The sequence below is a fragment of the Dietzia sp. IN118 genome (genome assembly GCF_032905965.1).
GTDB classification, from domain to species: Bacteria; Actinomycetota; Actinomycetes; order Mycobacteriales; family Mycobacteriaceae; genus Dietzia; species Dietzia kunjamensis.
In genome coordinates, this window is sequence record NZ_JAUMSR010000001.1 from 3,210,665 (window position 1) to 3,230,124 (window position 19,460).

20 protein-coding genes are annotated in these 19,460 nt (G+C 72.7%); 8 read left to right on the forward strand and 12 right to left on the reverse strand.

Going from position 1 to position 19,460, the window contains the following annotated elements:
- The first annotated feature begins 113 nt into the window (after positions 1-113).
- Positions 114-497 carry a hypothetical protein gene (locus tag Q2K20_RS15305; protein ID WP_317176919.1) on the forward strand — a complete coding sequence of 128 codons (384 nt, stop codon included), beginning with the start codon at positions 114-116 and terminating at the stop codon, positions 495-497.
- A 16-nt stretch (positions 498-513) separates the two neighbouring features.
- On the opposite strand, the gene Q2K20_RS15310 is transcribed toward Q2K20_RS15305, so the two are convergent.
- Entirely contained in the window at positions 514-1,368 is an 855-nt protein-coding gene (locus tag Q2K20_RS15310; protein WP_317176920.1) for a tyrosine-protein phosphatase, read from the reverse strand.
- Positions 1,369-1,543: 175 nt separating this feature from the next.
- Between Q2K20_RS15310 and Q2K20_RS15315 the strand changes: the two genes are divergently transcribed.
- The gene (locus tag Q2K20_RS15315; RefSeq protein WP_268099023.1) at positions 1,544-3,106 is read left to right on the forward strand and encodes an AMP-binding protein; all 1,563 of its coding nucleotides are present in this window, start codon (positions 1,544-1,546) and stop codon (positions 3,104-3,106) included.
- A 43-nt stretch (positions 3,107-3,149) separates the two neighbouring features.
- Here Q2K20_RS15315 and Q2K20_RS15320 read toward each other — a convergent pair whose 3' ends face one another.
- The gene (locus Q2K20_RS15320) at positions 3,150-3,599 is read right to left on the reverse strand and encodes a DUF4870 domain-containing protein (RefSeq protein ID WP_132062302.1); all 450 of its coding nucleotides are present in this window, start codon (positions 3,597-3,599) and stop codon (positions 3,150-3,152) included.
- Positions 3,600-3,694: 95 nt separating this feature from the next.
- Here Q2K20_RS15320 and ppc point away from each other — a divergent pair, with 95 nt between their 5' ends.
- Complete coding sequence (ppc, locus tag Q2K20_RS15325; protein ID WP_317176921.1) at positions 3,695-6,556, forward strand: phosphoenolpyruvate carboxylase; 2,862 nt, start codon at positions 3,695-3,697, stop codon at positions 6,554-6,556.
- Between the two features lie 15 nt (positions 6,557-6,571).
- On the opposite strand, the gene Q2K20_RS15330 is transcribed toward ppc, so the two are convergent.
- Genes Q2K20_RS15330 through Q2K20_RS15345 form a run of 4 tightly spaced genes read right to left on the reverse strand, consistent with a single transcriptional unit; the run spans position 6,572 to position 9,811 of the window.
- Complete coding sequence (locus Q2K20_RS15330) at positions 6,572-7,753, reverse strand: MFS transporter (RefSeq protein WP_269504708.1); 1,182 nt, start codon at positions 7,751-7,753, stop codon at positions 6,572-6,574.
- Positions 7,754-7,779: 26 nt separating this feature from the next.
- Positions 7,780-8,511: a LysE family translocator gene (locus Q2K20_RS15335; protein ID WP_269504706.1), complete on the reverse strand. Its 732-nt coding sequence runs from the start codon at positions 8,509-8,511 to the stop codon at positions 7,780-7,782.
- Entirely contained in the window at positions 8,508-9,203 is a 696-nt protein-coding gene (locus tag Q2K20_RS15340; RefSeq protein WP_317176922.1) for a methylated-DNA--[protein]-cysteine S-methyltransferase, read from the reverse strand. The genes Q2K20_RS15335 and Q2K20_RS15340 overlap by 4 nt, the downstream gene beginning before the upstream one ends.
- On the reverse strand, positions 9,200-9,811 hold the full coding sequence (locus Q2K20_RS15345) for a sigma-70 family RNA polymerase sigma factor (protein WP_317176923.1): 612 nt from the start codon (positions 9,809-9,811) through the stop codon (positions 9,200-9,202). The genes Q2K20_RS15340 and Q2K20_RS15345 overlap by 4 nt, the downstream gene beginning before the upstream one ends.
- 189 nt (positions 9,812-10,000) lie before the next feature.
- Between Q2K20_RS15345 and Q2K20_RS15350 the strand changes: the two genes are divergently transcribed.
- Positions 10,001-11,047: an esterase/lipase family protein gene (locus tag Q2K20_RS15350; RefSeq protein WP_167492357.1), complete on the forward strand. Its 1,047-nt coding sequence runs from the start codon at positions 10,001-10,003 to the stop codon at positions 11,045-11,047.
- Between the two features lie 45 nt (positions 11,048-11,092).
- Here the strand turns inward: Q2K20_RS15350 and Q2K20_RS15355 are convergent, their stop codons facing one another.
- From Q2K20_RS15355 to Q2K20_RS15375, 5 genes are all read right to left on the reverse strand, one after another.
- Complete coding sequence (locus Q2K20_RS15355; RefSeq protein WP_069389775.1) at positions 11,093-11,521, reverse strand: hypothetical protein; 429 nt, start codon at positions 11,519-11,521, stop codon at positions 11,093-11,095.
- Positions 11,518-11,853 (reverse strand): MTH1187 family thiamine-binding protein, encoded by a 336-nt coding sequence (locus Q2K20_RS15360; protein ID WP_069389774.1) that lies wholly within the window; start codon positions 11,851-11,853, stop codon positions 11,518-11,520. The genes Q2K20_RS15355 and Q2K20_RS15360 overlap by 4 nt, the downstream gene beginning before the upstream one ends.
- An 88-nt stretch (positions 11,854-11,941) precedes the next feature.
- Positions 11,942-13,147: an LLM class flavin-dependent oxidoreductase gene (locus Q2K20_RS15365; RefSeq protein ID WP_317176924.1), complete on the reverse strand. Its 1,206-nt coding sequence runs from the start codon at positions 13,145-13,147 to the stop codon at positions 11,942-11,944.
- Positions 13,148-13,172: 25 nt separating this feature from the next.
- Positions 13,173-13,988, reverse strand: coding sequence for an SDR family NAD(P)-dependent oxidoreductase (locus Q2K20_RS15370; protein WP_317176925.1), 816 nt, complete (start codon positions 13,986-13,988; stop codon positions 13,173-13,175).
- Positions 13,985-14,740 (reverse strand): SDR family NAD(P)-dependent oxidoreductase, encoded by a 756-nt coding sequence (locus Q2K20_RS15375; protein WP_227022133.1) that lies wholly within the window; start codon positions 14,738-14,740, stop codon positions 13,985-13,987. The genes Q2K20_RS15370 and Q2K20_RS15375 overlap by 4 nt, the downstream gene beginning before the upstream one ends.
- A 220-nt stretch (positions 14,741-14,960) precedes the next feature.
- Here Q2K20_RS15375 and Q2K20_RS15380 point away from each other — a divergent pair, with 220 nt between their 5' ends.
- From Q2K20_RS15380 to Q2K20_RS15395, 4 genes are all read left to right on the forward strand, one after another.
- Positions 14,961-16,367: a flavin-containing monooxygenase gene (locus Q2K20_RS15380; RefSeq protein ID WP_069388999.1), complete on the forward strand. Its 1,407-nt coding sequence runs from the start codon at positions 14,961-14,963 to the stop codon at positions 16,365-16,367.
- Entirely contained in the window at positions 16,364-17,017 is a 654-nt protein-coding gene (locus tag Q2K20_RS15385) for a TetR/AcrR family transcriptional regulator (protein ID WP_283468000.1), read from the forward strand. Before Q2K20_RS15380 ends, Q2K20_RS15385 begins: the two co-directional genes overlap by 4 nt.
- The gene (locus Q2K20_RS15390; protein WP_283467997.1) at positions 17,014-17,955 is read left to right on the forward strand and encodes an alpha/beta hydrolase; all 942 of its coding nucleotides are present in this window, start codon (positions 17,014-17,016) and stop codon (positions 17,953-17,955) included. The genes Q2K20_RS15385 and Q2K20_RS15390 overlap by 4 nt, the downstream gene beginning before the upstream one ends.
- Before the next feature lie 156 nt (positions 17,956-18,111).
- Complete coding sequence (locus Q2K20_RS15395; RefSeq protein WP_283467995.1) at positions 18,112-18,663, forward strand: YceI family protein; 552 nt, start codon at positions 18,112-18,114, stop codon at positions 18,661-18,663.
- A 146-nt stretch (positions 18,664-18,809) separates the two neighbouring features.
- Here the strand turns inward: Q2K20_RS15395 and Q2K20_RS15400 are convergent, their stop codons facing one another.
- Complete coding sequence (locus tag Q2K20_RS15400) at positions 18,810-19,406, reverse strand: maltokinase N-terminal cap-like domain-containing protein (RefSeq protein ID WP_268099018.1); 597 nt, start codon at positions 19,404-19,406, stop codon at positions 18,810-18,812.
- Positions 19,407-19,460 lie beyond the last annotated feature (54 nt).

The window sequence follows — 19,460 nt, forward strand, 5'->3', positions numbered from 1 at the left end:
GTGACCCATCTCTCGGTCGGCTCGCGACGCCCTGACCAGTGCCTATACCGGTAGAACCGAACCCACAGGATTGACCGAAGTTCACGCCCGGATCAGTACGTAGGGTCCGAGGTATGCGCAACACCCTCATGCTCGAGGAACGTCGGCCGGACGACACCGGCGCGCCTCACCCGGACGTCGACACCACGCCCGGCGTCAGCAGAGTCGACGCCAGCAGTGTCGACGCCCCCCATGCCACCGTCCTCCCGGCGCCACTGACGACGATCATCGCCGCGCTGGCGGGCGGCCTGATCGGCATCGCCGCGGTCTACGGGGTGGCGTCCAGGCTGGCCGGCTCGCTCACCGCGGTCGCGGCCATCGTCATGGTCTTCGGGGTCACGCTGGCCGGCCCCCGGGTCCACGCGGCGGCCCGCACCGAACTCGGGCGGACGATCGCGGTCACGCTCCAGGCGATCGGGTTCGGCGGCGTCGTCGGAGCGCTGGTCATCGCCGCCTGAGCCATCCCTATCCTGGTCAGCCCCGCCTGAACCGCGCGGACAACTCGTCGACAGCCGCCTCCTCCACTCCCGCGCCCTCCACGAGATACCGCCGCGCGTCACCGAACTCTCGCGCCAATGCGTCCAGGGACCGGCGGAGATTGGCCTCCTCGACGCCGATGAGCACCTCGATCGCCTCGAGTTTGTCGGGCATCTCCGACTGCACATAGGTACGGATGGAGGAGACGAAGTCCGCGGACATCTCCCTCGTCAGCAGGTAGTCCGCGATCACGTCCTCCTCGCGCACACCGGCCACCAACTGCAGAAGCGCCGAGACCCACCCGGTGCGGTCCTTGCCCGCCGTGCAGTGCACGATCGCCGGGCCGGACGACACGGCCAGGGCGTGGACGGCCCGACCGAACGCCCGCCGCTCGTGATCACCCACCACGAACCGCTCGTATGTCGCGGCCATCTCGCGCCGCGCCTCCTCGGCCCCGGCCAGGCCGGACGCACTGAGGGTCGCCGCCGAGGTGTGCCCGCCCAGCACGTCGATCGGCAGGTACTCGGCCCCGGCGGGGACGACGCCGGGCTGCTTGTCGATCTCGGCGCCGGTGCGCAGGTCGACGACGGTCGAGACGCCGAGTTTCTCGAGCACCGCGAGGTCGTCGTCGCCCACCGCGAGGGTCGTGGACCGGTAGACGAGACCGCGGGCCATCGACCCGGACGGACGGAGTGCGTAGCCCGGGCCGGCCACGTCCCGGAAATTGTGGACGCTGGTGAGTCGGACATCGCTGACGACGAATCCGTCCCGGTCGAGGCCGACCTCGTCGTCGTCGGATCCCCGGACGACACCCTCGTCCACGTCGACGTTCCCGCCGTGTTCGCCGACCATCCCACGCCCCTGTTTGATCCCCGCGCGCCCACGTGGTGCGCCGTCGTCTCGTTCCTACCCGATGCCGGCCGGACACGCCCACCGAGTGGGCCGGTGACCACCGAGGCTGACACCTGTCAATATTGCTGGCCGTTTCGCCTGTGCGACGGGGCCCGGTCGCCTAGTGTCCGATCTCATGACCACAGCAGACTTCAATCCCGGGCACGACATGCAGCACGCCACGTTCGGCGACATCCTCATCGAGCGTTCCACCGACGACCACCCGGGACTGCTGTTCGAGGACTCCGCGTGGACCTGGCGCGAGTTCGTCGCCGAGGCCGCCGTCCGCGCGGAGATCCTGCGTAACTGGGCTGACGAGCACGCCGGCTCGTACGCCGACCGACCCGCCCCGTACCGGCACCTCCACGTGGGCATCCTGCTGGAGAACGTGCCCGAGTACCTGTTCGTCCTGTGCGGGGCCGCGCTCGCGGGCGTGTCCATCGTCGGCATCAACCCCACCCGACGCGGCGCCGAGCTCGCCTCCGACATCCGGGGCGTGGACTGCGACGTGATCGTCACCGACTCGGACGGCACCGCCCTGCTCGAGGGCCTGGACACCGGCACCGCCGCGCAGTTCGACATCGACTCCGAGCAGTGGCGCGGACTGCTCACCGACCACGCCGGCGCCGAGCCCAGGCTCCACCCCGACGAGGCGCGCGACCCCCACACCCTGCTGGCACTGCTGTTCACCTCCGGCTCGACCGGCGCCCCCAAGGCCGTCATGTGCTCGACCGGCCGCATGGCGATGATGGGCACCATCAACTACCGGGGCCTCGTCCGCGACGACGTGGCCTACAGCGCGATGCCGCTGTTCCACGGCAACGCCCTCTTCGCCGCGTTCGCCCCGTCCGCGTACGTGGGCTGCACCTTCGCGATGCGCCGAAGGTTCTCCGCCTCGGGGTTCCTCCCCGACGTGCTGCGGTTCAACGCCAGCTACTTCAACTACGTCGGCCGGTCACTGTCCTACATCCTCGCCCGGCCCGAGGTGCCCGAGGAGAAGCAGACGCGCCTGCGGGTCGTCTTCGGCACCGAGGCCTCCGTCCACGACCGGGCCGAGTTCGCGCGCCGCTTCGGCGTGACCCCGCTCGAGTCGTACGGCAGCAGTGAGGGCGGCGTCGTGATCAGCCACACCGAGGACACCCCGCCCGGCGCGCTCGGCGTGGCCGGCGCCTACATGGACGTCGCGATCCTCGACGCGGAGGGCAACGAATGCCCCCGGGCCGAGTTCGACGCCAACGGCGGCCTGGTCAACGCCGGCGAGGCGATCGGCGAGATCTGCAACGTCACTGGCGCCAAATTTTTCGAGGGCTACTACCGCAACCCCGAGGCCACCGCCGAACGCAACATCGGCGAGGTCTTCCACACCGGTGACCTGGGCTACCGCGACGCGGACGGGTACTTCTACTTCGCCGGCCGCTCCGGCGATCGGATCCGCGTGGACAGCGAGAACTTCTCCGCCGGGCCCGTCGAACGCATCCTCGACCGGTTCCCCGGCGTGCTCGTCGTGGCCGTCTACCCCGTCCCGGACCCGCGCACCGGCGACCAGGTCATGGCCGCCATCCAGCTCGAACCCGGCGAGGTCTACCTGCGTGGCGGCGCGGCGGGCGACGACGACGTCTACCGGCCGCTCACCGACGCCGACCGCGAGGCCCTGCTCACCGAGTACGAGCTCCACGGGCGCCGGCCCGTGGGGGTGTGACGGCGGGTGGCGTGAGGGCTCGGCCGCTGGCCGGGGAGCGCGCTCAGCGCAGGACGCGCAGCTGGAACGGGTAGTTGATCGTCCGGCCCTGGGTCGCACGAACGGTACCGATCACGTGGCCGATGATCTGCGCGAGGAAGGACACCGCCAGCAGGATGAGGCCGATGGGCAGGCCGATCACCGTGAGTATGAAGATCCAGCCCACGATGCTCATGATCCACAGGCCGAGGTTGAAGTTGAACGACCCGGCGGCGGCCTGGCGGACGAACGGGCTGCGGTCCTTGTAGATCAGCCACATCACCAGCGGGCCGACGAACGACAGCCACCCGGCCGACAGCGCCATCGCGATGAGGCTGGACGCGTGCGCCAGTGCCGCGGGGGTGCGGTCGTCCGGGCCGACGGCCGGGGGCTGGTTCCCGTACCGGGGGTCGCCGTACCCGCTCTGTCCGAACTGGTGGTCGCCGTACTGGTGGTAGCCGGGCTGCTGGGTCATGCCTCCAGTGTCCTCGCCGGAAGGGATCCGCGCATCGGGGATGTCCCGGGTCTTCGGTCACGCGGATGTCACACGGCGCGCCTACTGTGGCAGCCATGGCCGATCCCATCAGATCCGACGTGCCCGCCACCGCCTCGGGCGTGACCGAGCCGGACGATTCCGAGCGGCTCGACGACGCCGTGCGGCCCCTGCGCGACGACGTGCGTTTCCTCGGAGCCGTGCTCGGCGACACGGTGCGCGACCAGGCGGGCGGGACGATCTTCGACCTGGTGGAGACCGCCCGGCGCACCGCGTTCGCCGTCCGCCGCTCGGAGGCCGACCGCGACGAGGTGGCGGCCCTGTTCACCGATGTGCCCGCCACCGAGATGATCCCCGTCATCCGGGCGTTCTCCCTGTTCGCGCTGCTGGCCAACGTCGCCGAGGACCTCCACCAGGAGCGCCGTCGCCGCATCCACACCGCTGCGGGCGAACCGCCGCCGGACGGGGATCTCGAGGCCACCTGGGCGCGACTGGCCGAGAACGAACCAGAGCCCGCGAGGCTGGAGGCGGTGCGCGCGACGGCCCGGGTGGCGCCCGTACTCACGGCGCACCCCACCGAGACCCGCCGACGCTCGGTCTTCGAGATCACCCGACGGGTGCTGGACCTCATGCGCCGCCGCGACGCCCTGCGCACGGGGTCGGACGAGGCGGGGCACCGGGACCGCGTCACCGATGCCGAGCTCGAGCAGGTGGAGCAGGACATCCGCCGGCAGGTGCTCACGCTGTGGCAGACGGCGATCATCCGCAGCCAGCGCCCCCGCATCGAGGACGAGGTCCTGGGCGGCCTGCAGTACCACGAGGCCACGCTCATCGACGTGATCCCACCGCTCAACGCGGAGATCGCCGACCGTCTCGGCTCCGGCGACCGCCCCGTCGTCCGCCCCGGCTCGTGGATCGGCGGGGACCGCGACGGCAACCCGTACGTCACCGGGGACGTCGTGCGGTTCGCCACCGAGCAGGCCGCCGCGCTACTGCACCGCCACTACACGGAGGAACTGCGGCTGCTCGAGCGGGAGCTGCCCCTCTCGCGGCGGGTCGTGGACGTGCCCACCGGGCTCAGCGACCTCGCGGACTCGCTGGTGGAGACGGACGGGGAGCTCGCCGCCGCGCGCGAGGACGTGCCGTTCCGCCGCGCCGTGCGGGTGGTTCGCCGTCGGCTCGCCGCGCGGGTGAGGTCCTCGTCGTCGTCACCCGGATCGTCGCCGGACGCTATCGGTCACGACGACGACGAGGCCTACACCTCCCCGGCGGAGATGCTGACCGATCTGGATGTCATCGACGCCGCGCTCGGGGCCTGCGGTGGCGAGCTGGCGCGGTCGCCGCGTCTGCGGGACCTGCGGTGGGCGGTACGGACGTTCGGGTTCCACCTGCAGGCACTCGACATGCGGCAGAACTCGGAGTCGCACGAGGAGGTGCTCACCGAGCTGTTCGCCCTGGCCGGGGTGAGCGAGGACTACTCGGCGCTGGACGAGGACGCCCGTGTGGAGCTGCTGCTGCGCGAACTCTCGCACGACCGGCCGCTGCTCGGGCCGCGCGCGGAGCTGTCAGAGCTGGCGGCCAAGGAACTCGGGGTGATGCGGGCGGCCGCCGCGGCCGTGGACCTGCTCGGCCCGGAGGTGGTGCCGCACTACATCGTGTCCATGTGCGGGACGGTCTCCGACCTGCTCGAGCCGGCGGTGCTGCTGCGCGAGGTCGGATTGTTCTCGGGCGACCCGGCGGAGCCCCGCTCGAGCGTTCGGCTGATCCCGCTGCTGGAGACGATCGACGACCTGGCGGCGGGGCCGGACATCCTCGACACGGCGCTCGCGATCCCGCAGTTCCGGGCGCTGGTCCGGGCGCAGGGCGACGTGCTGGAGGTGATGCTCGGCTACTCGGACTCCAACAAGGACGGCGGGTACCTGGCCGCCAACTGGGCGCTCTACCAGGCCGAACGCGATCTCGCCGAGGCCGCGACGCGGGCGGGCGTGCACCTGCGCTACTTCCACGGCCGTGGCGGCGCCGTCGGCCGGGGCGGCGGCAACTCCTACGAGGCGATCCTCGCGCAGCCACCGGGCGCGGTGCAGGGCGCGCTGCGGATCACCGAGCAGGGCGAGGTCATCTCGGCCAAGTACTCCGAGCCGCGGCGGGCGCGCCGCAACCTCGAGGCGCTCGTGGCGGCGACGCTCGAGGCCTCGCTGCTCGACGTCGAGGGTCTGGGCGACCGGGCCGGGGAGGCGTACGGGGTGATGGCCGAGCTCGCGCGGCTCGGGCGGGCGGCGTACGCGTCCCTGGTGCACGACGACCCGGGGTTCATCGAGTACTTCACCACCTCCACCCCGGTCGCCGAGATCGGGGAACTCAACATCGGGTCCAGGCCGTCCTCCCGCAAGCAGACGTCGAGCGTCGAGGATCTGCGGGCGATCCCGTGGGTGCTGTCGTGGTCGCAGTCGCGGGTGATGCTGCCCGGCTGGTTCGGCGTGGGCACCGCACTGCGGCAGTGGGTCGACGCCGAGGGCGAGGCGGCGGCCGGGGAGAGACTGGCCACGCTCCGGCGGCTGAACGACGACTGGCCGTTCCTGCGCACGACCCTGTCCAACATGGCGCAGGTGATGGCCAAGGCGGACATGGGGCTGGCCGGTCGCTACGCCGAACTCGTCCCGGACGCCGAGGTGGGTCGGCGGATCCACGGGGTGCTCACCGACGAGTTCGACCTGACCCGCGAGATGCTGCTGGAGATCACGGGGCAGGAAACGCTGTTGGACGACAACCCGGCGCTGGCCCGCTCGGTGCGCAACCGCTTCCCCTACCTCGAACCGCTCAACGTGCTGCAGGTCGAGTTGCTGCGCCGCTATCGCGCCGGGGACTCCGACCCGGCGGTGCGAACCGGCATCCAGCTGACCATGAACGGCCTGGCCACGGCCCTGCGCAACTCGGGGTGATCCTCGACGTGCCGGCTAGCGTAGCTGTCGCTGGGTGAGCGGGATGAGCAGCGCGCACACCACCGCCAGCCCGGCGATCCACGGGACCGGACCGCCGGCGCGCGAGAGCTCGGCGAGCACGTACGGCGTGGCCATCCCGAGGTAGGCCAGGACGTAGAACACGGCCACGAGCCCGGCGTGGTCCCGCGGTCCGGACTGCAGCTCGACCTCGACCAGCCCCGCCACCAGCAGCGTGGCGTATCCCACGCCGAGCAGGACCGCGACGGGCAGCAGCCACAGGGCCCGGCCGGGGAGTGCGGGCGAGGCGGCCAGCAGCGCTCCGGCGGCCATCCCGAGCGAGGCGGCGGCGAGTCCCATGACCGGCGGCCGGGACGGTGGTGACGCGGCCGCGATCCTGCGGACGGCGGGCTGGACCAGCACCCCGGCGCCGAGCGTGACGCCCACCATGACGCCGGCGTACAGGGTGGGCCGACCGAAGGCGTCCCCGCCCAGCAGGTCGGCGAGCACCGCGAACGACATGCTGGCGCAGCCGAACACCAGCGGGGCCCACGGCGCGACCCCGAGGAGGAACCGGCGGGTGCCGGCCGTGGCGGGGATGAGCGGGGCGGCCTCCGGCCCGTCGTGCGGCTCGTACGGGTCCGCGGCGCCCCACGCCGCGACCAGCGCGATCGTGCCGAGGATCAGATGCGGAAGGTACGCCGAGAACAGCGGGGCGGGGGCGAACTCCCCGACCATGCCCGCCGCCAGGCCGCTGAGTCCGAACCCTCCGGTCAGCGCGATGGCCGCGCGCCGCGCACCGGTGCCGGGTGGCCCGCCGGCGGAGAGCTCACGCACCCAGGCGCTACCGGCCCCGAACGCCGCCCCGGACGCCAGCCCGGCGAGGAACCGACCCAGGTACAGCCACAGTGAATCCTGCGGCCCCAGCAGCATGAACAGGGTCGCCAGCAGCGACAGGACCAGGACGGGCCGCATGAGCACGCGGCGGCCGTTGCGGTCGGACCACCGGCCGGCCACCAGCAGGGTGGGCAGGAGGCCGACGATGTAGACGCTGAAGATCGCGGTGACGCTGGACTGCGACAGCCCCAGCTCGGCGCGGTACAGATGCAGCAGCGGGGCGAACTGGTTGGCGCCCCAGCCCACCGCGAACACCGCGAGGGCCACGCGCACCCAGCTGCGACGGTCGACCTGAGAATCCATGGAGCAGAACCTAGCCCGCGCGCGTCCTACGCGAGCGCGGTGACCACGAACGCCACCCCCACCACCACGAACAATGTGCTGGCCACGACGTCGACCCACGGCAACAGCCGTCCGACCCGCTCGTTGACCACCCTGTGCGAGGCCACCAGCGCGAGCCCGCCGAACCAGGCGAGCGCGACCGCGATCATCCCCGCGACCAGGGCCACCGACCACGCCGCCGAGACCTCCTCGCGCAGGAACGGGGTGAGCACCGCGCCGAAGAACACCAGGGCCTTGGGGTTGGCGAGGTTGGTGACCAGACCGCGGGTGAAGTCCGCCCGTGGCACCAGATCCGCTACGCCGATTCGGGATCCGCTATCCGAATCCGGGTAGCGGATCCCGATTTCGGGTAGCGGATCCGGGGGCGGGGCGGTGGCGGGTGCGGCGGTGGTGGCGGGTGCGGCGGTGGCCGGGCGTGGGGTCGCACCGCGCGAGCGCCACCAGCCGCGCAGACCGAGCACGCCGAGGGTCGCCAACAGGAGTCCGCCGGCGACCTGGAGACCGGTCATGACCTGCGGGTACACGCGCACGAGGGTGGCGACTCCGGCGAACGCGGCCGCGAGCCACACCGTCAGGCCGGTGACGATCCCCAGCGCGGTCGCGAGACCCTGACGCCGTCCGGCGAGGGCACGTTGGAGGACGACGACGACGTCGGGCCCCGGCGAGACCACCGCGATCGCCCAGACACCGAACAGGCCGAGGAGCTGCGCCGCGGTCACGCCGCCGATTCCATCTCGAGGAGCCGCTGCTTGGCCGCGAGCCCGCCCCGGTAGCCGCCCAGTCCGCCGTCCGAGCGCAGGATCCGGTGACACGGCCACACCAGCGGCAGCGGATTGGTCGCGCAGGCCGACCCCACCGCGCGGACGGCGCCGGGCCGGTCGAGTTCGACGGCGATCTCGCGGTAGGTCGCGGTCCGCCCGTACCCGACCCGGGCCAGATGCTGTTGGACCTCACCACGGAACCCGCGGGCGAGGCGGGTGTCGAGGGGCAGGTCGAACTCGCGGCGGCGGCCGTCGAGGTACTGGTCGATCTGGGCCGCGGCCGCGTCGAGCACCGGCGACCCCGAAGGCGCGCCGAGGATCCGGGGTCCGACCCGGTCGGCCAACATCTCGAGGACCACCCCGGAATCCTCCACCTCGAACGCTACGTACACCAACCCGGCCGGGGACGCGGCCAACAGCAGCCCACCGATCGGGGTGTCGACGCTGCGGTAGGCCACGTCGACCAGGCCCTCGCGCTCGGCGTCGCGGGCCAGGCGATCCCGCAGTCGGGTCGTGTCCGCGGGGGCGGACCGCAGGAGCGACGCCACACCGGCCTCGGAGATCGCAGGGTCGTCCGCTGCCGGATCGGGCGCTGCCGGATCGGGCGCCGCCGGGTCGTTCGCCGCCGGATCGTGGATCGGGTCGGTCATGACATCTCCTCCGTGGGACGGTGCGGTTCGAGAGCACGGCGCGGTTCGAGGTGACTGTGCGGTTCGAGGGGACTGTGCTGGTCGAGGTGACCGTGCGGTCCGAGCGTCGTGCGCAGGCGGGCGATCCCGTCCGCGGCCGCGCGCCGGGCCGCCGCCTCGGTGCCGCCGGCGAGTCCGGCGATCTCGGCATAGCGGAGCCCGCCCAGATACCGGTAGGCCACACAGATGCGCTGCCGGGTGGGCAGGGCGGCGACCGCATCCCAGACCCGCGGATCGCCGACCTCGTCGTCGTCGACCCCCGTCGCTCCCCGCGCGCCCCCGGGACGTGGTGTGCGGGCGTCGAGAACGGCGACGTCGTCGGCGGCCCCGCTCGGTGCGGCCTCCCGGACCGAACGCCGCACCACGTCCACCGCCCGGCGGTGCGCGACCCGGACGAGCCAGGCCTCGACGTCGGTGTCGTCGGGCAGCCTGGGCCAGGCGCGGAGTGCGGAGAGGAACGTCTCGGACCAGGCGTCGGCGGCGTCGGGGCCCGGGCCGAGCACCGCGCGGCACACCCGCAGCACGGTGGGACCGTGGCGGTCCACCGCGGCGTCGAACGCTGCCCTCATGTGTGTCGATCCTGCCCTCGTGGTCGCTGCCGGGTGCGGGCGCCCCGCAGACGGGGCATGCGATGGTCACCGGGTAGTCGCGCGGCGCGCCGGTTTCGTGAGGCGCGCCGGTTTCGTGAGGCGCTGCGGTTCCCCTCGCTGAGTCCGGGACGCATACTGGTCTGACCGTCACGCCCCGGGGGGTCTGAAATGCTCGGTTCCCGCACACCCTCACGCCCGGCCGGCCGTCGCCCGGCGCACCGCACGAGCCGCAGAAGCCGAGCGCGCCGCACCGGACTGGCCGGTGCGCTCGCCGCCCTCGCGCTGTCGATCCCCGTCGCCACCGGGGTGGGCCCGGTGCCGGACCGGGTCGCGGACCGGGTCACGCCGGCGGCCCGGGCGCAGGTCCAGCTCGGCCCGCTCGGCGACTACCTGCGCGACCTCGACCCCACCGGCGAGCTGGGGCCGTACGTCACCGAGGCCCTGAACGGGATCAACGGGCCGATCGGCGATCCCGGTCCGCCCGCCGCCGCGGCCGCGCCCGTGACCTGCCGACCCACCGTGGCGCATCCGCGGCCGGTGATCCTCGTCCACGGGACCTTCGACAACGGGGCCGACACGATGCCGCGCCTCGGCGATCCGCTACGCCGTCAGGGCTTCTGCGTGATCGCCCCGACCCTCGGCGCCTACGCGGGCAACCCGGCGCGCGGCGGGCTCGACTCGATCGTCGCCACATCGGGACCGCAACTGGCCGGGGTGATCGACCACGTACGCGCGGTGACCGGGGCCGAGCAGGTGGACCTGGTCGGTTACTCGCAGGGCGCCGCGATCGCCGGGTACACCACCAAGGTGCTGCGGCCGGGCGCGGTGAACCGCGTGGTCTCCGTGGGCGGGTACTGGGGCGCCGACAACAGCGGCCTCATCCCGAACCAGCTGCCGCGCGAGGTCGCGGCTCTGGGCCTGTGGGCCGCGAACCTGCGGGGACTGGCCGAACTGTCCCCGGGCAGCCCGCTGATCGCCGCCTGGTACGGGCTCGACCGCACCCCGTTCCTGCCCGGCGTCGGCTACACGCTCATCGCCACGCGCGGCGACCACCTGCTCCCTCCCGAGCGCAGCTTCGTCCCCGGTCCGGGCGTGCGGTGGGTCGTTCCCGAGGACGCGTGCGGGGGCCGACCGAACTCGCACGGAGGGATGGCCGTCGACGCGCGCACGCACGCGATCGTCGCCGGGGCACTCGGCGGCGCCGGGGGGTGCTGACCGGCCGGGCACCGCGTCCGGGCCCCGCGTCCGGGCCCAGCGGCGTCAGCGCAGCTCGCGGGAGTGGTGCTGGTAGAGCTCGTAGGCGTCACGCAGCCCGAGGCCGGGGTGGGCGACCCGCAGGCGGCGCACCGCGTCGATCTCCCCGGAGGAACCGCGCATCGCCGCGGCGACCTGCTCGGGGCGGATCGACGCCGCGATCCGGCGGGAGCGTTCCTCGTTGCGCCCGCCGAGCCACCAGCGGTGCGCCGCAGCGCCGAACAGCATGACCGCCATCGCGAGCCACAACAGCACGTCCAACATCGCGGCCCGGCCGGAGAGCACCTGCACAACCACCACCACGAGCGCACCGAGCCCGCCGAGCACGGTGGCCGCGACGTACGCCACCGCCGTCCGACTCCGTGACCGCGCCACGTGGTCGATGGCCGACTCCGCCCGGTCCGCGATCCCGTTGAACGGGTGGGGAGAGGTCACGCGCGACCCCCCTCGTCGTCGGACTCCCGGCCGTCCGCGAGGTGGCGCTCGACCCGCTCCACCTTGCCGCGCAGCTCCCCCGACCGGCCGGGCCGCAGGTCCGCCTTGAGCACCAGGCTCACGCGCGGCGCCACGGCCAGCACGGCGTCCGTGGCGGCGCGGATGACGGGCATGACCTCGTCCCACTCGCCCTCGATGGTGGTGAACATCGAGGTGGTCTCGTACGGCAGGCCGGAGTCGCGGACCACGCGGACGGCTTCCGCGACCGCGCGACTCATGGATGCCGAGTCGTCCGCGGTGGACGTGGGGGCGACGGAGAACGCGAACAGCATGGCATCACCGTAATCCCGCCGGGCCCCGTCGTGCAGATCGGCGGGCCCCGGCGATACCTGGGTCACAGACCCACGTCACACGCCACCGTCACACCCTCGAGACCGTCTGCGGCACACCCGCGGTGTACCCGGCCTCGGCGAGCAACTCCCGCACGCGCGGGATGACCTTGCGGCCGTAGAGGTCGACGGAGGTCATGAGGTCGTCGTGCGGGGTCGGGCCGCTGGCGTACTTGAGGTCGAAGCGGTCCAGGCCCAGCGTGCGGACGGTGGTGGCGATCTTCTGCGCGACCGTCTCGGGGGACCCGACGTACATGGCGCCCGATCGGACCTCGCGGTGGAAGTCGGCTTCGGTCGCGTCGCCCCAGCCGCGCTCGCGGCCGATCTGGTTGCGGTTGACCAGCCAGTGGCGCGCGGACAGCTCGGCGGCCCGGGCGTCGGTCTCGGCGACGAACCCGGGCGAGTGCACGGCGATCGGCAGGCGCGGCGCGGCCGCTCCCCCACCGGCCGTTCCCCCACCGGCCGACCCGGCACCCGCGAACTGGGCATTGGCCTCGCGGTACAGGTCGGCGAAGGGGGCGAACCGGCCGGCGGGGCCGCCGATGATCGCGAGCATGAGCGGCATCCGGTAGCGGGCCGCGCGGACCACGGATTCCGGGCTGCCGCCGACGGCGATCCACGCGTTCAGCCCGTGCTCGGTCTTGGGGTAGACGTGCTGGTCGACCAGCGGCGGACGCAGCTCACCGGACCACGTCACCGGCCCCTCGGGCAGCAGGGCGGCGAACAGGTCGAGCTTCTCGCTGAACAGCTGCTCGTACCGGGCGAGATCGAGGCCGAACAGCGGGAACGACTCGGTGAACGACCCACGGCCCAGCACGACCTCGGCCCGCCCGTTCGACAGGGCGTCGATGGTGGCGAAGCGCTGGAAGACGCGGATGGGGTCATCGCTCGACAGGACCGTGACCGCCGAGCCCAGCGTGATGCGCTCGGTGCGGGTGGCGATGCCGGCCAGCAGGACGTCCGGGGCGGAGACGGCGAAGTCGGGGCGGTGGTGCTCGCCGATGCCGAACGCGTCGACGCCCACCTGGTCGGCCAGGACGGCCTGCTCCACGACGTCACGCAGGACCTGCGCGTGGTGGACGGGCCGACCGCCGCGGTCGACGGTGACGTCGCCGAAGGTGTCGAGACCGAAGGCGACATCCTGGGTGGAGGGGTCACCGTGGGTGGCGTCGTGGGTGGAGGGCGACGACGACGAGGTGGGCGTCGCGGGGTCGGGTGCGGAGGCTGGCGAGTTCATGCGGTCAGCATAGTTGATCCGTCATCTACAAGGCGGGGTGTGCCGCCCGGGCGCGGGCGGGCTCGATCACGAGAGCACGATTGCGGGCGACACCGTCGAGCACGCTCGCCGCCAGCCGGTCGGGGTCCAGCGGCCGACGCACCCCCTGGCCGTCGAGGTAGAAATGCCGACCGCCGAAGCCGTCGAGTTCACCCTTGTCGAGGATCGCGGTGTCCACGGCCGCCGGGCACACCACGGTCACGCCGACCCCGTGACCGGCGGCCTCGGCGCGCAGCGACAGTCCGAGCCCGACGACCGCGTGCTTGGTCATCGCGTAGTTGGTGATGAGCCCCGCCGGGCACAACCCGCCCATCGACGCGGTGAGCACGATCGCGCCGGCCCCGCGGTCGATCATGTGCGGGTACGCGGCGTGCACGCAGTGAACCACCCCACGGACGTTGACGTCGATGATCGCGTTCCACTGCTCCAGGGTCAGCTTGTCGGTGTCGCCACCCCAGGTGATGCCGGCGTTGGCGAACATCAGGTCCAGCCCGCCCCGGGTGGAGACCACCTCCTCGACGAGGGCGGCCACCGCTGCGGCATCGGTGACGTCGAGGTGCGCCGGCTCGGCACTCCCCGCCCCTGTCGACCCGGCGCCGGGGCCGGACCTCGTCGTCGTCACCTCCTCGGCGACCCGACGCGCGGCGGCGAGGTCGATGTCCGCCACCACCACGTGCGCGCCGGCCGCCACGAGGGCACGGCAGAGAGCCGCGCCGATCCCGGACCCGCCGCCGGTGACGACGGCCGACGGCCCGGCCAGCCGCGGGCCATGGAGGGCGCTCACCGACCTGGGCGCGGTCACGCGAACGCCCTGGTCGCCAGTCCGAGCACATCCGGGTAGCGGCGCAGCTGGGCGCCACCGTCGATCGCCAGGTCCTCCCCCGCCATCCAGTCCGCCTCGGCGAGGTGGAGCACGGCGCGGGCGACGTCCTCCGCGGTCCCCCGGTGGGCGATCGCGGAGTTCTCGGCGTACTCCTCGGCCAGGCCGGGGATCTGCAGGACGGGCTCGGTGAGCGGGGTGACGAGGAAGCCCGGCGAGACGCTGTTGACCCGCACCCCCCGCTCGCCCAGCTCGAGGGCCGCGACCTGGGCGAGCATCACCAGGCCCGCCTTGGCGGCACAGTAGGCCGCCATCCCCCGGCCGGGCTGCCGCGCGATGAGCGAGGCGATCGCGACCATCGACCCGCCGTCCCGGACCGCCCGGCCGCTGTGCTTGAACACCAGGAACGCGCCGGTCAGACACACGTCGACGACCCGGCGGAACTCGGCGGTGTCGTGGTCCGTCACCAGGCCCAGCGTGCTGACGCCGGCGGTCGTGACCACCAGGTCCGGGGCGGTCCCCGCGAACAGCGCCTCGACCGACGCCTCGTCGGTCACGTCGACGGCGCACGCCCGGTGCGCCGGGCCGAGCTCGGCGGCGCGGGCGGCGGCCGACTCGGCGTCGAGGTCCCCGATCGTGACCTGCCACCCCCCGGCGGCGAGAGCGCGGGCGGTGGCCCACCCGATCCCCGACGCCCCGCCCACGACGACGGCGAACCGGCCGCGTTCGGCCAGATCGGAACCGTCCGAGGAACTCTCGCGGTCAGTGGTGGGGACGCGTGTGCGATCCGTGTCCACGGGGTCTCCAGTAGGGTTGACGACCGGCCTCGGCGGGGTGGTCCGCCGGGCCGGAGGAAGCTGTTGACGACCGTCAACACGGGCCATAGTGTGATCTGCGCCATAGCTCTCTTGTCGGCGAGTCTGCCTCGCCGAGAGATCCGCCGAAGGGGTTCGCATGACATCGACCTGCACAATCGCCGTGATCGGCGCGGGCATCAGCGGCCTGACGACGCTGAAGATGCTCCGCGACTACGGGACTGACGCGGTGTGCTTCGAGGCGTCGGACCGGATCGGCGGGAACTGGGCGTTCGACAACCCCAACGGCAGCTCGAGTGCCTACCGTTCGCTGCACATCGACACGTCCAAGCACCAGCTGAGCTTCCGGGACTTCCCGATGCCGGAGGAGTTCCCGGACTTCCCCCACCACAGCCAGATCAAGCAGTACCTAGACGACTACGCCGAGGCGTTCGGCCTGCTGCCGGCCATCGAGTTCGAGACGCGGGTCGACCATGCCGAGCGCCTGCCGGACGGCGGGTGGGAACTGACCACGTCGCGCACCGGGTCGGCCGCACAGGCCGGGGCCGGCGGCACGGGCGGGGCCGGCGAGACCGAGACGCTCCGCTTCGACGGGCTCGTGGTGGGCAACGGGCACCACTGGGACCCGCGCTTCGCCGACTTCCCCGGCGAGTTCACCGGGGAGATGATCCACTCCCACGCCTACGTCGACCCGTGGGATCCGCTGCACCTCATGGACAAGAAGATCCTCGTGGTGGGCCTCGGCAACAGCGCCGCGGACATCGTGGTGGAGCTGTCGTCCAAGGTCATGCGCAACGAGGTGACGCTGTCCACCCGGTCGGGTGCGTGGATCGTGCCCAAGTACATCGCCGGCAAGCCGGCCGACAAGTACTTCGCGACCTTCCCGTACATCCCGTACTCGTGGCAGCGCAAGGCCATCCAGGCGATGCAGCCGATGTCGGCCGGCCGGCCGGAGGAGTACGGCCTGCCGACCCCCAACCACAAGTTCTTCGAGGCCCACCCCACGCAGTCCGTCGAACTGCCGCTGCGGCTGGGGTCCGGGGACGTCGTCGCCAAGGGGGACATCGCCCGACTGGACGGCCGGACGGTGCACTTCGAGGACGGCACCAGCGGCGAGTTCGACGTGATCATCCAGGCCACCGGGTACAACACCACGTTCCCGTTCTTCGACCGGGACTTCCTCAGCGCCGACGCCCACAACCACGTCCCGCTCTACAAGCGGATGTTCACCCCGGGCATCGAGGACCTCGCCTTTGTCGGCTTCGCCCAGTCCACCCCGACCCTGTTCCCGTTCGTCGAGGCGCAGGCCCGGCTGGTGGCGGCGTGGGCGGCCGGGCTGTACCGCACCCCGCCGGTGGCGGAGATGGAGCGGGTGATCGTGGAGGACGAGAAGAAGTACATCGGCCACATGCTCGACACACCCCGCCACCAGCAGCAGGTCGACTACTTCCTCTACGAACGCGACCTGCGCACCCGGGAGATCCCCCACGGCCTCGAGCGCGCCCGCGAGCGCGGCGCCGCCCTGCGTGACCGGGTGACGGCATGACGCCGGCCGCCCCCTCGGCGACCACCTCCCCGCGCGGCGACCGGCGCCGCGAGGCCCTGCTCGCCGCGCTCGACGACCGGCTGCGCACCACGGCCCTGGACGACATCTCGGTGGCCGACCTCACCGTGTCCGCGGGGATCACCAGGTCCGCGTTCTACTTCTACTTCGACTCCAAGGCCGCCGCCGTGGGCGTCCTGCTGGCCGCGGTCCAGGACGAGGCCCGCGCGGCGGTCGAGACGATCGTGGGCGGCGAGGGAGACTTCCGCACGCGCGTGGCCGGGGCCCTCGAGAAGCTGACCGACCGCGTGTTGGAGAACGCCCACATCTACCGGGCCCTGCTCACCGCCCGCAGCAAGCACGAACAGACCCGGGCGCTGTGGAACGAGGGCCGCCGGACGCTGGCCGCCCCGATCGCCGAGTTCCTGCGCACCGAGCGCACGGCCGGTCGGGCGCCGGACGGCGTGGATCCCGAGGCACTCGCCCTGGGGCTGATCCACATCAACGAGACCGTGCTCGAGCAGCTGGCCTACGACACCGACGGCCCCCGCGAGCCGCTGCTCACCGTCGCCACCGACATGTGGGTCCGCTCGGTGTACGGCCGACCCGACCCCGCGGTGGACGCCGCGGCAGACCCAGGGAGAACCGGATGACCAGCCCCGTCGACATCGTCTTCCGGTCCGGATCGGGGCCGGACGCCGCCGAGTGTCGCGGCTGGTTCCTGCCCGCCGCCGGCGGGGCGGAGAGCGCCGGTGACGCCGCCCGGGCCAGCGAGGCGGGCAGCCCCTGCGTGGTGCTGGCCCACGGGCTGGGCGGTACCGCGGACTCCGGCCTCATGCCGTTCGCGGAGGCGTTCGCGGCCGCCGGGTACGCCGCGCTCGTCTTCGATTACCGCGGCTTCGGGCGCTCCGACGGTCAGCCCCGCCAGGTCGTCTCCCCCGCCCGCCAGCAGGACGACTACCGGGCCGCCATCGCCGCCGCGGCCGCCCAACCCGGCGTCGACCCGACGCGCATCGTGCTGTGGGGCTGCTCCCTCGCGGGCGGTCACGTCCTGGAGGTGGCCCGGGGCCGCGACGACATCGCGGCCGTCATCTCCATGATCCCCCTGGTCGACGGGCGGGCCGCCGCACTGGCCGCGGCCCGCCAGCACACGCCCGCCTCGCTCCTGCGGGCGACGGGGACCGCGATCGCCGCCAAGGCCGTGGCGGCGACGGGACGCCCCGAACCGCTGCTCCCCCTCGTCGGCCCGCCCGGCTCGAGCGCGCTACTGTCCCTTGACGGGTACGAGGAGGCCTACACCTCCGTCGCCGGGCCGACCTGGCGCAACGAGGTGGGCGCCTCCATCGGCACCGAGCTGGGCTCGTTCCGGCCCGGCCGGCACGCGGAAGACCTCGTCGTCGTCCCCGTGCTGGTCCAGATCGCCGACCTCGACCGCAGTGCCCCACCGCACGCCTCCGCCGCGGCCGCCTTCGCCGCGCGCGCCGAGGTCCGGCACTACCCGGGCGACCACTTCGACCTCTTCGCCGGCCGGCCGTGCCACGACCGGGCCGTCGAGCACGCGCTGCACTTCCTCGAGAGGCACGTGGGCTGACCTGCGGCGACACGTGCGTCGGCGATGTCGGCGCACGGTTCCACGGGAGACTTCCCCAGGGTTGTTGACATGTCATAGAGGTCGGCCTATATTGGGTGACACAACAGTTAACTGCTCGGCCCCGCCGGCCGGGCAACCCCACCCGAAGGAGCCACCATGACCGCCAACCTCACCGACCTCACCGGCACCTGGACCCTCGACGACACCCACACCCGCCTGGGCTTCGTCACCCGCCACGCGATGATCACCAAGGTCCGCGGCTCGTTCAACGACTTCACGGGCACCGTCACCGTGCCCGCCGAGGGCATCGAGGGAGCCACCGCCCAGGTCACCATCAACGCCTCCTCGATCGACACCCGCAACGCCGATCGCGACGGCCACCTCAAGTCCAACGACTTCTTCGACATGGAGACGTACCCGGAGATCACGTTCACCTCCACGAAGATCGCCGCCAACGGCTCGGGCGGCGTGGACGTGACCGGCGACCTCACCATCAAGGGCACCACCAAGTCCGTGACCATCCCGTTCGAGTACGAGGGCACCGCCACCGACCCGTTCGGTAACCAGCGCGCGGGCTTCGAGGGCACCACCACCCTCAACCGCAGCGACTTCGGGCTCACCTGGAACGCCGCGCTCGAGACCGGCGGCGTGCTGGTCTCGGAGAAGGTCACGCTCGAGATCGAGCTCTCGGCCATCAAGAGCGCCTGACCGCTCGCCCGCCACGGCACAAGGGCCCGCCGCCGACCGGCCCCGCCCCACATAGTGCACGCTCGCCCCGGCAATTGCCGGGGCGAGCGTTCCGTTTCGGGGGCGGGGCCGGGCGTGTCGGGCGGGGCGGGGCGGGGCCGGAAACCCTAGGAGACGACGGCGAGGACCGCGGTGTGCGAACCGTCAGCGTCCTGCCAGGTCGCGCTGAGCGTGCCCGGCGAGCCGATGAGCGGGCGGTCGGCCTCCGCGTCGTTCTCCTCGGACACGACCCGAATGACGTGCAGAACCGCGTCGGAGCCCTGGGTGATCCCGTCGCCCCCACCGCGGATGTTGACCGGCGACGGCGTGATCGTGCCGTCCTCGACCTGCAGATGGTCGGCCGCGGCGTCGCGGTGGCTGATCACCCGGCGGACCTCCGCGACGTAGACCGGATCCGCCGAGGCGTCATAGACCCAGCGACGGCCGAGCACCGAGTGCTCCATCTCGCCGACCAGCGCGTCACCGGAGTCGTCGAGCTCGGACCCGCGGTAGGTCACGGGCACGTGGAAGGTGCGGGCACCGTCGGTGAGGAGGAACGACTCCATCCCGACCTCGCCGGCGGGATCGACGAACCGGTAGGCGGTCACCTGCTCGAGGCCATCCGGGTCGCCGTCGAACCACTCCTGGTGGCGGACCCAGGCCCGGAGCAGGTCCAGCTTGCCCGGGTCGAGGACGGCGTCATAGATCTCGGCGGTTCCACTCATGCGCTAAGACTCCCCGAATTCGCCCGGTCCGGCAAACGCGAACCGGGGCTGGTG